Origin of the sequence: Micromonospora sp. NPDC047670 (genome assembly GCF_043204915.1) — a bacterium.
In the GTDB taxonomy this organism is placed as follows: Bacteria; Actinomycetota; Actinomycetes; order Mycobacteriales; family Micromonosporaceae; genus Micromonospora.
Genome location: NZ_JBIDDA010000004.1, coordinates 249,540 through 264,118, shown reverse-complemented (window position 1 = coordinate 264,118; position 14,579 = coordinate 249,540). Strand labels below are relative to the sequence as shown.

At 75.5% G+C, this 14,579-nt stretch carries 13 protein-coding genes and 1 pseudogene; 8 read left to right on the top strand and 6 right to left on the bottom strand.

What is annotated here, in order from left to right; translation table 11 throughout:
• Positions 1-69: 69 nt before the first annotated feature.
• Complete coding sequence (locus tag ACGF7U_RS12395) at positions 70-915, top strand: prenyltransferase/squalene oxidase repeat-containing protein (protein ID WP_393106253.1); 846 nt, start codon at positions 70-72, stop codon at positions 913-915.
• A gap of 60 nt (positions 916-975) precedes the next feature.
• Here ACGF7U_RS12395 and ACGF7U_RS12390 read toward each other — a convergent pair whose 3' ends face one another.
• Together ACGF7U_RS12390 and proB are read right to left on the bottom strand one after the other, a co-directional pair.
• Entirely contained in the window at positions 976-2,220 is a 1,245-nt protein-coding gene (locus ACGF7U_RS12390; protein WP_393105738.1) for a glutamate-5-semialdehyde dehydrogenase, read from the bottom strand.
• Positions 2,221-2,231: 11 nt separating this feature from the next.
• On the bottom strand, positions 2,232-3,389 hold the full coding sequence (gene proB, locus ACGF7U_RS12385) for a glutamate 5-kinase (RefSeq protein ID WP_393105736.1): 1,158 nt from the start codon (positions 3,387-3,389) through the stop codon (positions 2,232-2,234).
• Between the two features lie 13 nt (positions 3,390-3,402).
• On the opposite strand from proB, the gene ACGF7U_RS12380 reads away from it, so the two are divergent.
• Genes ACGF7U_RS12380 through ACGF7U_RS12370 form a run of 3 tightly spaced genes read left to right on the top strand, consistent with a single transcriptional unit; the run spans position 3,403 to position 6,706 of the window.
• Positions 3,403-3,714 carry an MGMT family protein gene (locus ACGF7U_RS12380; RefSeq protein WP_393105734.1) on the top strand — a complete coding sequence of 104 codons (312 nt, stop codon included), beginning with the start codon at positions 3,403-3,405 and terminating at the stop codon, positions 3,712-3,714.
• A gap of 32 nt (positions 3,715-3,746) precedes the next feature.
• On the top strand, positions 3,747-5,219 hold the full coding sequence (locus ACGF7U_RS12375; RefSeq protein ID WP_393105733.1) for an MFS transporter: 1,473 nt from the start codon (positions 3,747-3,749) through the stop codon (positions 5,217-5,219).
• Positions 5,216-6,706 carry a pyridoxal phosphate-dependent decarboxylase family protein gene (locus ACGF7U_RS12370; protein WP_393105732.1) on the top strand — a complete coding sequence of 497 codons (1,491 nt, stop codon included), beginning with the start codon at positions 5,216-5,218 and terminating at the stop codon, positions 6,704-6,706. The genes ACGF7U_RS12375 and ACGF7U_RS12370 overlap by 4 nt, the downstream gene beginning before the upstream one ends.
• Positions 6,707-6,749: 43 nt before the next feature.
• Here ACGF7U_RS12370 and ACGF7U_RS12365 read toward each other — a convergent pair whose 3' ends face one another.
• From ACGF7U_RS12365 to ACGF7U_RS12355, 3 genes are read right to left on the bottom strand one after another with little or no spacing between them, the layout of a single operon-like run.
• Positions 6,750-7,622 carry a hypothetical protein gene (locus ACGF7U_RS12365; protein ID WP_393105731.1) on the bottom strand — a complete coding sequence of 291 codons (873 nt, stop codon included), beginning with the start codon at positions 7,620-7,622 and terminating at the stop codon, positions 6,750-6,752.
• Position 7,623: 1 nt separating this feature from the next.
• Complete coding sequence (locus tag ACGF7U_RS12360) at positions 7,624-8,262, bottom strand: SigE family RNA polymerase sigma factor (protein ID WP_393105729.1); 639 nt, start codon at positions 8,260-8,262, stop codon at positions 7,624-7,626.
• A gap of 5 nt (positions 8,263-8,267) precedes the next feature.
• Entirely contained in the window at positions 8,268-9,197 is a 930-nt protein-coding gene (locus tag ACGF7U_RS12355; RefSeq protein ID WP_393105727.1) for a hypothetical protein, read from the bottom strand.
• Positions 9,198-9,420: 223 nt separating this feature from the next.
• Here ACGF7U_RS12355 and ACGF7U_RS12350 point away from each other — a divergent pair, with 223 nt between their 5' ends.
• A complete protein-coding gene (locus ACGF7U_RS12350) occupies positions 9,421-10,011 on the top strand; it encodes an NADH-quinone oxidoreductase subunit B (RefSeq protein WP_393105725.1) in 591 nt (196 codons plus the stop codon).
• A 135-nt stretch (positions 10,012-10,146) separates the two neighbouring features.
• On the top strand, positions 10,147-11,463 hold the full coding sequence (locus ACGF7U_RS12345; RefSeq protein WP_393105723.1) for a DUF2252 domain-containing protein: 1,317 nt from the start codon (positions 10,147-10,149) through the stop codon (positions 11,461-11,463).
• A gap of 6 nt (positions 11,464-11,469) precedes the next feature.
• Here the strand turns inward: ACGF7U_RS12345 and ACGF7U_RS12340 are convergent, their stop codons facing one another.
• Positions 11,470-12,516, bottom strand: coding sequence for a glucose 1-dehydrogenase (locus ACGF7U_RS12340; RefSeq protein WP_393105722.1), 1,047 nt, complete (start codon positions 12,514-12,516; stop codon positions 11,470-11,472).
• A gap of 176 nt (positions 12,517-12,692) precedes the next feature.
• Between ACGF7U_RS12340 and ACGF7U_RS12335 the strand changes: the two are divergent.
• Positions 12,693-13,292: pseudogene (locus tag ACGF7U_RS12335) on the top strand (NADH-quinone oxidoreductase subunit C); the annotation flags it as partial.
• A 305-nt stretch (positions 13,293-13,597) separates the two neighbouring features.
• Positions 13,598-14,560, top strand: coding sequence for an NADH-quinone oxidoreductase subunit H (locus ACGF7U_RS12330; RefSeq protein ID WP_393105720.1), 963 nt, complete (start codon positions 13,598-13,600; stop codon positions 14,558-14,560).
• Positions 14,561-14,579 lie beyond the last annotated feature (19 nt).

The window sequence follows — 14,579 nt, the reverse complement described above, 5'->3', positions numbered from 1 at the left end:
GGTCGGCCGAGGTCGCGGCGGGCCGTCCCGACCCCCGCGACCTCGGCCGATTCGCCGAGGCGGGATCACATTCGCGCCGGTAGCGTTGCCGCCGTGGTCGACATCGATGCGGCGATCGGGTTCGTCGTGGCGCACGGGGACGCGGTGGACCGCGCCCGGCTCTCCCGGCTGCGCGCCGGTTCGCCGCCGCCGCCCGAGCTGCTCGACGCGGCGGAGGTCGGTCAGACGCCCGGCGGTGGCTGGCCGGCGACGCTGGGCGGGGACGTCGCGTCGGTCGACGCCACCTGCTTCCGCCTGTCCGAACTGGACGACCTCGGCGCGCTCGGCCGTCCGGCCGCCCGCCGGGCGCTGGACTGGCTGGCCGCCCGGCAGTTGCCCGACGGCGGCTGGGAGGAGGACCCGGCGCTGGCCGGCGTCGCCCCCGAGTGGGCCCGGCCCGGCGATCCCGAGGCGGGGTTCTACCTCACCGCCAACGCCGGGTTCTGGCTGACCGTCGCCGGCCTGGACGCCCGGGCCGCCGGCCCGCTGGACCACCGGGTCGGCGGAGCGTACGCGGGCGTCGTGCACGCCGCCGCGCAGTCGCTCGTCGCCCGGCTGCGCCCGGACGGCGGCTGGCCGTCCTTCCTGCCCGCGGGATGGCTCGGCGCGGCCGTCCTGCACCGGCAGGAGATGTTCCACGAGGCGGCGCGGATCCAGGTGCTGCTCGCCGACCGGGTCCCGCAGCTGTCCCCGGGCGACGTGGCCTGGCTGGCCGCGACGCTGCGCCGCGTCGGCATCGACGGGCAGGACTGGCTGCTGGTGCGGGCGCGTCGGCGGCTGGCGGAGACCCAGCGCAGCGACGGCGGCTGGGACAGCGAGGACGGGCACCAGTTCGACGTGCACACCACGCTCAGCGCGATCCGGGCCTGCCGCTGAGCCGCCGGCAGGCGGTGTAGACGACCTCCACGTCGAGCTTCTCCCGGCCGGTTGGGACGGTCAGCCGCGCAGGTGACCGTCCCCGGTCACCACGTACTTGGTGGAGGTCAGCTCGGGCAGGCCCATCGGCCCGCGGGCGTGCAGCTTCTGCGTGGAGATGCCGATCTCGGCGCCGAAGCCGAACTCCCCGCCGTCGGTGAACCGGGTCGAGGCGTTGACCAGCACGGCCGCCGCGTCCACCCGGGCCACGAACTCCCGGGCGGCGGTGGCCGAGTCGGTGACGATCGCCTCGGTGTGGCCCGTGCCGTACCGCCGGATGTGCGCGACCGCCGCGTCGAGCGAGTCGACGACGGCGACCGAGATGTCGGCGGAGAGATATTCGGTCGCGAAGTCCTCGTCGGTGGCCGGGACCACCGCCGCCGAGTGGACGGCGACCCGCTCGTCGCCGTGCACCGTGACGCCCGCCTCGGCGAACGCGGCCAGCACCGGCGGCAGGAACGCGTCGGCGACCGCCGCGTGCACCAGCAACGACTCGGCGGTGTTGCAGGTGGACAGCCGCTGCGTCTTGGCGTTCAGCGTGATCGCGACCGCCTTGGCCAGGTCGGCGGCGGCGTCGACGTAGACGTGGCAGTTGCCGACGCCGGTCTCGATCACCGGCACCGTCGACTCCTCGACGACCGTGCGGATCAGCGACGCGCCGCCGCGCGGGATCAGCACGTCGACCAGGCCGCGGGCGCGCATCAGCTCCTTGACCGAGTCGCGGGTGGTGGCGTCGAGCAGTTGCACCACGTCCGCCGGCAGGCCCGCGCCGGCAACCGCGTCGCGCAGCACCGCGACCAGGGCCGCGTTGGAGTTCGCCGCCGAGGAGGAGCCCCGCAGCAGCGCCGCGTTGCCCGACTTCAGGCAGATGCCGGCGGCGTCGACCGTCACGTTCGGCCGGGCCTCGTAGATGATGCCCACCACGCCGAACGGCACCCGGATCTGGCGCAGCTCCAGCCCGTTGGGCAGGGTCGAGCCCCGGACCACCTCGCCGACCGGGTCCGGCAGCGCGGCCATCTGCCGCAGCGCGTCGGCGATGCCCGCCACCCGCCCCGCGTCGAGGGCGAGCCGGTCCAGCACGCTCGCGCTCAGCCCGGCCTCGCGTCCGGCCGCCAGGTCCGTCGCGTTGGCGGCCAGGATCTCGGGCGTACGCGCCACCAGCGCGTCGGCCATCGCCACCAGCGCGGCGTCCTTGGCCGTACGCGTGGCGACGGCCAGCGCCTCCGCCGCCGTACGCGCCCGCCGGGCCTGCTCGCTCACGCTCATCGCCGCACTCCTCACAGCAGTACGAGATCGTCGCGGTGGACGACCTCCCGTTCGTACGCCGGGCCGAGCGCCGCGGCGAGTTCCGAGGTCGACCGGCCGAGCAGCCCGGGCAGCTCCACCGCGTCGTAGTTGACCAGCCCCCGGGCGACCGGCGCGCCCTCGACGTCCACCAAGTCGACGGGGTCGCCGGCGGTGAACGCCCCGTCCACGGCCGTGATCCCGGCGGGCAGCAGCGACTTGCGTCGGCCCACCACCGCGGCGACCGCGCCCGGGTCGAGGTGCAGCCGCCCCCGGGGCGAGGTGGCGTGGGCGAGCCAGAAGAGCCGGGCCGCCGGGCGCCGCCGGCTCGGGTGGAACAGGGTGCCGACGGGCTCGCCGGCCAGCGCCGGGGCGGCCAGCGGCGCGGCGGTCAGCACCACCGGGATGCCGAAGCCGGTGGCGATCCGGGCCGCCTCCACCTTCGTCACCATCCCGCCGGTGCCCACCCCGGCCCGGCCGGCGCCGCCGATGTCGACCCCGGTCAGGTCCCGCTCGTCGTGCACCTCGGCGATCCGGCTGGAGCCCGGGCGGCTGGGGTCGCCCGTCCAGAGGGCGTCCACGTCCGACAGCAGCACGAGCAGGTCGGCGTGGACCAGGGCGGCGACGAGCGCGGCCAGCCGGTCGTTGTCGCCGAACCGGATCTCCTCGGTCGCCACCGTGTCGTTCTCGTTGACGATCGGCACCGCCCGCAGGTCGAGCAGTTTGCGCAGGGTGCGGTACGCGTTGCGGTAGTGCGCCCGCCGGGTCACGTCGTCGACGGTGAGCAGCACCTGCCCGACGGTCAGCCCGTGCCGGGCGAAGGCGGCCGCGTACCGGCCGATCAGCAGGCCCTGCCCGACGCTGGCGGCGGCCTGCTGGGTGGCCAGGTCGCGCGGGCGTCGGGCCAGCCCCAGCGGGGCCAGGCCGGCGGCGATCGCGCCGGAGCTGACCAGCACCACCTCGCGGCCCTCGGCGGCCAGCGCGCCGAGGGTGCCGACGAGCGCGTCGACCCGCTCGTCGTCCAGCCCGCCGGCGGCGGTGGTCAACGAGGAGGATCCGATCTTGACGACGACCCGTCGGGCCGCCGTGACTGCGTCGCGCACCCGCCCATTCTGCGCGGTCGCTCCGGGTGCGCCCCGGCGCGTTCCCATATCGTGGCCGGTCGTGACACCTGACGAGTACGTCGAGGCGGTGCTGGAGTTGGTCGAGCGGATCCCGCCCGGCCGGGTGATGTCGTACGGGGCGGTCGCCGACGCGCTCGCCGAACGCTCGGGGCGGGCGTCGGCCCGGCTGGTCGGCTCGATCATGGCCCGGCACGGTGGCGGGGTTCCCTGGCACCGGGTGGTGAACTCGGCGGGCCGGCTGCCGCCCGGCCACGAGCGGGAGGCGCGGGCCCGGCTGCGTGCCGAGGGGACGCCGCTGCGCGGCGACGGGGTCGACATGGCGGCGAGCTGGTCTCCGGAAGAGGGGATGTGACGAGGACCATAACGTGAGTAACATTCGGCCCCATGGACGCGCCGCCGGGTGGAGCCGGCTCGCCGGGCGCCGCCGCGCCGACCGCCACCGGGTCGCCTGCACCCGGCCCGGCCGCCGGCGGGCTGCCGCGCCGGGTGCACGCGGGGTACGCCCTCGGGTCGCTGGCCACGGGCGCGTTCGGCACCGTGCCCGGGCTGCTCCTGCTGCCGTACCTGACCGACACCCTCGGCGTCGCGGCGGGCGTGGCCGCCCTGCTGGTGCTCCTGCCGAAGGCGTGGGACGTGCTGGTCAACCCCGTCGCCGGCCGGATCTCCGACCGCACCCGGTCGCGCTGGGGCGCCCGCCGGCCGTACCTGCTGGGCGCCGGTGTCGCGCTCGGCGTGCTGTTCGCCGCCATCTTCGCCGCGCCGTTCGGGGCCGGGCCGGCCGCCGGGGCGTACGTCGCCGTCGCCTTCCTCGCCACCGCCACCGCGTTCGCCTTCTTCCAGGTGCCGTACGTGGCGATGCCGGCCGAGCTGACCGGCGACTACGCCGAACGTACCCGGCTGATGAGCTGGCGGATCGCGGTGCTCGCGCTGGCCATCCTGGTCTCCGGGGCGGTGGCCCCGCTGGTGCGCGACGCGGGCGGCGGTGGCGTGCCGGGACACCGCTGGATGGGGCTCTTCGTCGCCGGCCTGATCGTGCTCGGCGCGGTCGGCGCGTTCGCCGGCACCCGCGCCGCCCCTGAGGGCGCGGTGGGGGAGAGCGAGCCGACGCTGCGCGCCCAGCTCGCCGTCGCCGGGCGCAACCGGCCGTTCCGGGCGCTGCTGGTCTGCTTCGTGGTGCAGTCCGCCGGGGTGGCCACCATCCTCGCCGGGGTCAACTATTTCGCCGACCAGATCCTGCGCGACCCCGACGGCGGGCCGACCGTCCTGTTCGTCTGCTTCGTCGGGCCCGCGCTGCTGGTGATGCCACTCTGGACCCGGGTCGGCGCGCGGGTCGGCAAGCTCGCCGCACTGGTGGCCGCGTCGCTGATCTTCGCGGCGGGCGCGCTGGCCCTGCTCGCCACGCCGCTGCTCCCCGCGGCGGCGGTCTACGTCCTGGTCGCGCTGGTCGGCGTCGGGTACGCGGGCCAGCAGGTCTTCGCCCTCGCCATGCTCCCGGACTGCATCGCGTACGACACGGCGCGCACCGGCCGGCGGCAGGCCGGCGTGTTCACCGGCCTCTGGACGGCGGGGGAGACCCTCGGGCTGGCCCTCGGGCCGGGCATCTTCGGCCTGGTGCTCCAGGTCGGCGGCTACGTCTCCTCCGACACCGGCACCGCCGCCGCCCAGCCCGGCACCGCCCGCCTCGGCATCCTGCTCGGCTTCACCGTGCTGCCCGCCCTCCTGGTGGCCGTGGCCACCCTCCTCCTGCGCCCCTACGACCTGACCCCGGCCCGCCTTGCCGCCGCCGGACCCGCCCCGGCGGGCGCGGCCGGGGACGACAGTCACCGCACCCACGGAAAGGGCGTCACGACTCCATGATCGACGAGAGGCCGGGCGGCACCGCGCTGCCCGGGACCGGGTTGCCCGCCGAGCGGGTGCTGGCCGAGGTGCGCGCGCTGCGCGCCGCCGACCGGCCCACCCACGGGGGGCGGCTCTTCGCGTACGTCTACGACCCGGCCGTGCCGGGACTGGACGAGCTGGCCGCCGCCGCGCACGCGGAGAGCGCGCACGTCAACGGGCTCGACCCGACCGCCTTCCCGTCCCTGCTGGCGATGGAGAACGCGCTGGTCGGCGCGGCGGCCCGGCTGCTCGGCGGCGGCCCGGACGGCGCCGCGCCGGACGCTGTCGGCAGCGTCACCAGCGGCGGCACGGAGTCGCTGATCCTGGCCGTGAAGGCCGCCCGCGACGCCCACCCCGCGATCGACGCGCCCCGGATCGTGGTGCCGGCCAGCGCGCACGCCGCGTTCGCGAAGGCGGCCCACTACCTGCGGGTCGCCGTGGACACGGTGCCCGTGGCGGCGTCCACGCTCCGGCCGGCCGCCGCCGACGTGGCCGCCGCCATCGGCCCGGAGACCGTGCTGGTGGCCTGCTCCGCCCCCTCGTACGCGCACGGCGTCGTCGACCCTGTCGTCGAGATCGCCGGGGCGGCCGCCGAGGCCGGGGTGCGCTGCCACGTCGACGCCTGCTTCGGCGGCTGGACCCTGCCCTACCTGCGGCGGCTCGGGGCGGACGTGCCGCCGTTCGACTTCGCCGTCGCCGGGGTCACCTCGATCTCGGTCGACCTGCACAAGTACGCGTACGCGCCCAAGGGCGTGTCGGTGCTGCTGCACCGCGACCCGGCGCTGCGCGCCCCGCAGTACTTCGCGTACGCGGACTGGCCCGGCTACACGATGGTCAACCCGGTCATCGCCTCCACCCGCTCCGGCGGCCCGATCGCCGCCGCGTACGCGACCCTGCGGCACCTCGGCGACGACGGCTACCTGCGGCTCGCGGCGGCGACGCGGGACGCCGTGACCGGGCTGGCCGACGCCGTCCGCGCGGTCGACGGGCTGCGGCTGATGGCCGAGCCGGAGTCGACAGTCGTCTGCTTCACCACCACCGACCCGGGGCTGGACCTCTTCGTCCTGGTCGACGAGCTGACCGCCCGGGGCTGGCACACCCAGCCGCAGCTCGCGTACGCCGACCTGCCGCGCAGCGTGCACCTGACCGTGACCGCCGCGGTGGCGCCGCGGGTGGCCGAGTTCGGCCCGGCGCTGGCCGACGCGGTGGCCGCCGCCCGGGCGGCCGGGCCGGTCGCGCTCCCCGGCGACCTGCTGGCCCTCGCCACCACGCTGACCCCCGACGCGCTCACCCCGGACCTGGTCGCCGGCCTGGCCGCCGGGCTGGGCCTGGGCGGCCCGGCCGCCGCGAGCCCCGCGTTGGAGCGGATGGCGGCGGTGAACACCCTGCTCGACGCCGTCCCGCCTGCGCTGCGGGAACGCCTGCTCGTGGAGTTCGTCGGCCTGCTGCAACGCCCCGCCTGGTGACCGGCGGCGGCGCCCGTGCCGCCGCCGGTCAGCTCCTACCGGCTCACGCGGAGGGCAGCCTGAGGTCGGTCGGAGCGGTGTTGTCGGCGGGGGTACGGTCGGCGGGGAATGCGCCCCGCACGTTCGCCCGGACGGTCAGCGCGAAGCCGGTGAGTGTGCGCGCCGGCCCGCCCGGCGCGACGTCCACCCGCACGCCGAACCGGTACGACCGGGAGCCGCCCGCCGGGATCTGGCTTTCACCGGTGCAGAACATCGTCTTCGTGTCGTCGTTCTGGCCCTGGTGGAAGCAGCCGCCGATGCCGGTGCCGTCGAGGACGAGCGTCGCCTCCACCGGCAGCACCACGACCAGGTCCCCGCTGTCGTAGGCGCGGGTACCGGCGTTGGCCATGGTGACGTCGAGCCAGCCGGCGTAGGCGCCGTCGGACGGTTGCAGGGTGAGGGTGCGCGGGGCGTCGATCGACAGGTCTACGTACCGGGCCGAGGTGGCCGACGGCGTGCCGCCGGGGCGGGGCCCGGACGGGGCCGGCGCGCCGGTGGTCGGCGCCGGTGTCGGCGTTGCCGTGCGGCTCGGCGTCGCCGAGGGGCTGCCGTCGCTCGGGGCTGCGGACGGGCTGGCCGGCGATGGCTCGGACGAAGCCGATCCGGTCGAGGGCCAGGCGGAGGGAAGGCCGGTGGGGCCGGTCGCCGTCACGGGCGCGGGCGGCAGGCGGACCGCGCTCCCGGCCAACCCCACCGCGCCGGCCAGCAGGACGACCGCCGTCGCCACCGCCGGGACGGCGGTCCGGTTGCGCAGCCGGCGGTACGCCCGACGGCGCGGCTCGTCCGGATCAGGGTCGGTGACCTGACGCAGACTGGCGGAGCGCAGTTCGGCGAAGGCGCCCGCCAGTCGGTCAGGACCCAGGTCCGGCTGGTCCATCTCAGTCCACCGTCCTTCGAGTCGGGGGTGCCGCCAGGCGACTGCCGTCTGGATGCTCCGTGCCCTTGTCGGAGAGGCTGGCGGCGAGTGTCGTGCGGGCGCGGTGCAGCCAGGACTTGACCGTCCCAGGCGCCACCGCGCATTCCTCGGCGATCTCGCCGACAGTCAGTTCGGCCAGGTAGTACAGCACCACCGCGCGCCGCTGCTGGGCCGGCAGCGTACGGAGTGCGGTGGCGAGCGCGACCCGGTCCGGGCCCGGTCCGTCCACCACCTCCAGCCGCTGGCGCTGGTGGAACAGCCGGGCCGTTCGCAGCCGGCGCCACCGGCTGACGCCCGCGTTCCAGGCCACCCGGCGGACCCACGCCACCGGGTCGTCGTAGCGGGCGATCCGGTGCCAACGCGGCCACGCCCGGCTGAACGCCTCCTGCACCAGGTCCTGGGCCTCGCCCATGTCGCCGACGAACGCGTACAACTGCACCACCAGCGGCTGGAAGTGGTGGCGGTAGACGTCGTCGAAGCCGGGACCGGCATCCTCCACCACCGCGGCCCGCACCTCGATCGTCGGTCGCTCCGTCCCGCGTGGCGGAGGGGTGGTGCGCGGCCGTGGGGTCACCCACGGCCGCGCATCGGTCTGCGTCATCGTCGTCAGTCGGTGGCGGTGACGGTGAACGCGGCGGTGTTGTCGGCCGGGTCGACGTCGAGCCGCTCGCCGTCCCAGCCGAAGACGGCGTACAGTCGCACCGAGCCCGTGCCCAGGTCGCCCGGGGCGACCTCCGCGGGCGCGCGGAGCAGCAGCGACACGGTGCGCTCCTCACCCGGCAGGAACCGCCCGCCGGGCACGGTGCAGGCGCCGGCGCAGGTCTCCTCCGGCTCGATGCCGGCGAGGCTGACCCCGGCCGGCAGCGTCGGCTCCAGCCAGTACGCGTCGTGCGCGGCGTCGCCCGCGACCCGCACGGTCACCGGCAGCCGGCCCCGCCAGCTTCCGTCCTCCTGCCGGGTCAGGGCCGCCGCCCCCACCGCCAGCGACGCGTCCGTCAGGGTGTCCCAGACGTACGGCCGGGGGTCGCGTAGCGAGCCGGTGGTGGAGCGGAACAGCGTGCTGAACTCGCTGGTGTCGTTGGTCGGGTTGGCGTCCCCGGTCGCCACCGTCACCCGACCCGCCGGGGCGGACATGGCGTGGTCGCGCAGGGTGGTCAACACCCGGAAGTCGACGGTGAACCGTCGGCGCTCACCCGGCTGGAGATCCCCGCCGGGGACCTGGCAGTAGATCGTGCGCACCGGGTTCGGGCTGCCGGAGAAGCACGGCTCCGCCGGGGTCAGCCCGGCGAAGGCGCCCGGCACCGGCTCGGTGACGGTCAGGTTGAGAGTGCTCGCCCGCGTTCCCCTGTAGGTGACGGTCACCGGCAGGCTGCCGGCGTATCCTCGGTCGGTCGGTTCGAGCACCAGCCGGCCGACCGACACCGACGTGTCGGCCGGCACGGCGGCGGCCTGCGCGGCGGGCGCCGCCGCGCCGAGCAGGGCGAGCCCCGCGCCCAGGACGCCGGCGACGAGCCGACGGGCGATGGTACGGGCCATGTCCGTTCCTCCAGATCCCCGTGGTTCCACCCGCGGCCCTTGCCGTCGGGCGGTGTTACGGGCAAGACACCTGTCACCCCAGGGAACGGTTGCGGCGGGATGAACACGAACTGACGTCGCCCACCCGACAGTGGTGCGCCCGAGGTGGTGCGGGCCGAGCGACCGGCCGGCGTCGCCGCGGGCTGTGGTTGACTTGGGGCGGGGTTCGGGGAAGGGGGCGGTCGTGCAGGTGCCGGGAGTGCTCGGGGAGCCGATCCGGTTCGTGCTGAACTGGGGCCGCCGCTACTCGCTCTGGGTCTTCAACTTCGGCCTGGCCTGCTGCGCGATCGAGTTCATCGCCACCAGCATGGGCCGGCACGACTTCATCCGGCTGGGCGTGATCCCGTTCGCGCACGGCCCCCGGCAGGCCGACCTGATGGTGGTCTCCGGCACGGTCACCGACAAGATGGCGCCCGCCATCAAGCGGCTCTACGACCAGATGCCCGAGCCGAAGTACGTCATCTCGTTCGGCGCGTGCTCCAACTGCGGCGGCCCCTACTGGGACTCCTACTCGGTGACCAAGGGCGTCGACCAGCTCATCCCGGTCGACGTCTACGTGCCGGGCTGCCCGCCCCGGCCCGAGGCGCTGCTGCACGGCATCCTGCGGTTGCAGGAGAAGATCGCCGCCGAGCAGTCCGGGATCGGCGGGGTGTCCCGGCCGGACGCGCTCGCCGCGCCGGTCGACGCTCCGCCCGCCGACGCCGGTAGCACCGGCGCGGTCCCGCGCTCGGCGGAGTCGCTGACCGCCCCGCCGGTCCGCCCGCCCACCCGCTGAGCGTCCGCGACCCGTGCCGGGCACGCCGGCCGTCGGGGCACGCGCTGGAAGAGGCCCCCACCCGCCGCCGGGCCGGGAAGGACCGGTCGGACGGACGACGCCGGAGGGTGGTCGGCGCGGGCTAGCCTGCGCACCATGAGCCAGTCCGCGGACCAGCGTTCCGCCCACATAGTCCACGTGCTCACCGAGGAGTTCGGCGAGTCGATGGCGCTCGACCCGGCCGCCTTCCGGCGCAAGTTCCGCAAGATGGCCGCCTCGCCGTTCGCCTTCTACCGGGGCAGCGCCTCCCTGTTCTACGCCGACCAGCGCGGCGACTTCGCCGACGACCGGTTCCTCGACGACCGGACCAGTCGGGTGTGGATCCACGGCGACCTGCACGCGGAGAACTTCGGCACGTACATGAACGCCTCCGGGCGGCTGGTGTTCAACGTCAACGACTTCGACGAGGCGTACGTCGGGCCGTTCAGCTGGGACCTGAAGCGCCTGGCGGCCAGCGTGGCCCTGCTCGGCTACGCCAAGGCGCTCTCCGACCGGGCGATCAGCGACCTGGTCGCCGGCTTCGCCGGGTCGTACCTGACCGAGCTGCGGGCCATCGCCGCCGGTGGCGACGACGCGATCGGCTCGATCACCCTTGACAACGCCGACGGCGTGCTGCGCCGGGTGCTCCAGCAGGCCCGGCTCAACACCCGGGTCGACCTGCTCGCCACGCAGACCACCGTCGACAACTACGAGCGCCGGTTCTCCCTCGGCGACGGCGTCTTCGAGGTCGACGGCGAGACCCGGGCGAAGGTGTGCGCCGCGTTCGAGGACTACCTCGGCACGCTGCCGCTCTCCTCGGCCCGGCTCCGCCCGGTGGCGACGCACATCAAGGACGTGGTGCTGCGCAAGGGGGTGGGCATCGGCTCGGCCGGGCTGCCGTCGTACAACCTCCTGCTGGAGGGGCACACCGAGGCGCTGGAGAACGACGTCGTCATCTACATGAAGCAGGCCCAGGTGCCGGCGGTGGCCCGGCACATCGCCGACGAGTCGATCGCCGGCTACTTCCGGCACCAGGGGCACCGCACCGCCGAGTCGCAGCGGGCGCTCCAGGCGCACGCCGACCCGTGGCTGGGCTTCACCGAGCTGGACGGGGTGGGCCAGCTCGTCGCCGAGGTCTCCCCGTACGCGGCCGACCTCGACTGGGCCGACGTGAACGAGCCGGAGGAGCTGGCCGGGGTGCTGGCCGACCTGGGCCGGGCGGTCGCGCGGATGCACTCGGTCGCCGACGACGAGTCGAGCCACGACCTGGTGGACTACTCGACCGAGGAGGCGATCGTGGCGGCGGTGGACGCCGACGAGGCGGGTTTCGTGGCCCACCTGGTCGACTTCGCCCACGCGTACGGGGTGCGGACCCGGCAGGACCACCAGCTCTTCGTCGACCTGTTCCGCAACGGCCGGCTGCCGGGACTCTGACCCTCGTCAGGAGGCGAACTCCAGCACCACCTTGATGTCGTCCGGCTCGGAGGCGTACGCCTGCGCGTACGCCTCCACCGGCACGCGCCGGGTGATCAGCGAGTCGAGCCACGACTGGTCGGCGCGGGTCAGCGCCTCGGCGGCCAGGTCCCAGTGCCGCCGGTTGGCGTTGACTGAGCCGAACACGACGTTGTTCTCCAGCACCAGCGCGCGGTTGAGCGCACCCGCGTCGAGGTCGATTGTCCGCCCGCCGCTGGAGACCCCGGTGAGGCAGACGATGCCGTTCGGCCCGACCTTGCACATCACGTCGAGGACGACGACCGGCGCCCCCGTGCACTCCAGCACCACGTCCGGCTCGAAGTCGAGCTCGGCGACCGGCACCGTGTGGTAGGTCGCCCCGAGCGCCCGGACCAGCTCCGGCTTCGGCCCGGTGGTGTTGCGGTCCAGCACGTGCACGGCCAACCCGCGCTGCGTGGCCAGCAACGCGGCCAGCAGGCCGATCGGCCCGGCGCCGGTGACCAGCACGGTCTGCGGCTGCCACTCGGCGCGCGCGCCGATCCGCTCGATGTGGTCCCACGCCTTCGCCACCACGCTGGTCGGCTCCAGCAGCACGCCGACCGGGGCGAGGGCCCGGTCCAGCCCGACGGCGAACCGGGGCTGCAGCCGCCACCGGTCCCGGGCGAAGCCGGGCAGCGCCTTGATGCCGTGCTCGGTGAACCGCCCGTTCCGGCACATGTCCCACTCGCCGACCGCGCAGTTCTGGCAGGGCACCGGGTCGGGGTGCCGGACGATCCCGGCCACCAGGTCCCCGGCCTGCAGGGTGCCGGACGGGTCCTCCAGCACCCGGCCCAGCGACTCGTGCCCCAGCACCAGCCGGTCCGCGCCGGGCGGCGCCTCGCCGTAGTGGCCGGCGATGATCTCGTGGTCGGTGCCGCAGATCCCGACCGACAGCGCCTCGACCAGGATCGCGCCCTCCTCGGGCGGCGGCTCGGGATGGTCCTCCGACAGCCGCAGGGAGTCGGCGGCACCCGGGGTGACAGTGACAGCGCGCACGGCCTCATCCTTCCCCGCCGGGCGGCCCGCCGCCGGGCAAAGCGGCCAGATCGCGCCGAACCGGTTTCGGGCCGGCCAGGGTCGCCCGCCGTCCGGGGCCCCGGCTCGCTCCGGCGGTCACCCACCAGCCAGCCGTGTCCCTAACCTCTCTGGGCAGAACACCTAGGATCAGCGGCATGACTCCGGAAGAGGTCGGCCAGCGGATGGTCGCGCTGCTCGCGCCCGCCGAGGCGACCCCGTCGGTCTCCGGCGGTCAGGCGCATGCCCGCGCCACCGTCGACGTGCCCCCGGCGGCCTGGCTCAACGCGCTCCGCGCGGCGCGCGACGACGCGGAGCTGGCCTGCGACTTCTTCGACTGGCTCTCCGCCGTCGACGAGCTGGCCGGCGGCTTCGACGTGGTGGCGCACCTCTGGTCCACCACCCATCGGCACGGGTTGCTGCTGCGCACCCGGGTGCCCCGCGAGGCGGCGGCCGTCGCGTCGGTGGTCGACGTCTACCCGGGCGCCGCGTGGCACGAGCGGGAGACGCACGAGATGTTCGGCATCGACTTCCCCGGCCACGCCGGGCTGGCGCCGCTGCTGCTGCCGCCCGAGTTCGAGGGACACCCGCTGCGCAAGGAGTTCGTGCTCGCCTCCCGGGTGGCCAAGCCCTGGCCGGGGGCCAAGGAGCCGGGCGAGTCCGAGGCCGGCGGCGGACGCCGGCCGATCCGTCCGCCGGGCGTGCCCGCGCCGGGGGAGTGGGGGACGACGCCGACGCCGGCCGGCGCGGGTGGTGCCGGCGAGGGCCCGCGCGGCGGCGTCCCGGCCCGCCCGGCCCGGGAGCGGCCCGCCCGACCGGCCCCCGGGGCCCGTCCGACCCGTACCGCCCGGCCCGCCGGCGCCGCCGACGGCCCGGCACCGGCCGCTCCGACCGCGGCCGACGGCGCGGCACCGGCTGCTCCGGTCGCCGATGACGCCGGTCCGCTGCCGGGCGCGCCGGGTGGGCGCGGCGGGGGGACCGCCCGCTCCGGCCCCCCGGCCGACCGGCCGTCGCGGGAGGGGCCGGCCGCGACCGAGCGGGCCGACGACGGAGGTACGCCCTGATGCCGCTGTGGTTGGAGCTGGTGATCCGGGTGGGCGGCGTGCTGGTCGCCTTCCTCACCCTGCCGCTGCTGGTCGGCCAGGTCGAGCACAAGGTGATGGCGCACATGCAGGGCCGGCTCGGCCCGATGTACGCGGGCGGCTTCCACGGCTGGGCCCAGTTGATCGCCGACGGCGTGAAGTTCGTGCAGAAGGAGGACGTCACGCCCCGCGAGGCGGACCGGGCCGTCTTCCGGCTCGCCCCGGCGGTCGCGCTCGTGCCCTACCTGCTGGTCCTGCTGGTGATCCCGCTCGGCCCGGGCGACCTGGTCGCTCAGCCGCTGGACATCGGCCTGTTCTTCGTGCTCGCCGTCGTCGGGGTGGGCGTGGTGGCGGTGCTGATGTCGGCGTGGGCGTCGGCCAACAAGTACAGCCTGCTCGGCGGGCTGCGCGGGGCGGCCCAGCTGCTCGGCTACGAGCTGCCGCTGGTGCTGGCCGCCGCGTCGGTGGCGATGGCCGCCGGCACGCTCAGCCTCTCCGGGATCGTGGCGGCGTGGCAGCCGTGGTGGCTGCTCTGGCAGGCCCCCGCCATGGTCGTCTTCTTCCTCGCCGGGCTCGCCGAGATCCGCCGGCCGCCGTTCGACATGCCGGTCGCCGACTCGGAGCTGGTCTTCGGCTACATGACGGAGTACACGGGCCTGCGGTTCGCCTTCTTCCTCCTCGCCGAGTACGTCGGCATCGTGGTCATCGCCGCGCTCACCACCGTGCTCTTCCTGGGCGGCTGGCAGGGCCCGGTCGCCGACGCGCAGCTCGGCTGGCTGTGGACCCTGCTGAAGGTCTTCGCCGTCTCGTTCCTGATCATCTGGCTCCGGGTCTCCTACCCCCGGCTGCGCGAGGACCAGCTCCAGCGCCTCTGCTGGCTGGTCCTGGTCCCCGTCTCCCTCGGCCAGCTGGTCCTCACGGCCGCCGTCCGCGTGGCCCTGTGAGGGCGGGGCGTTGAGCGCC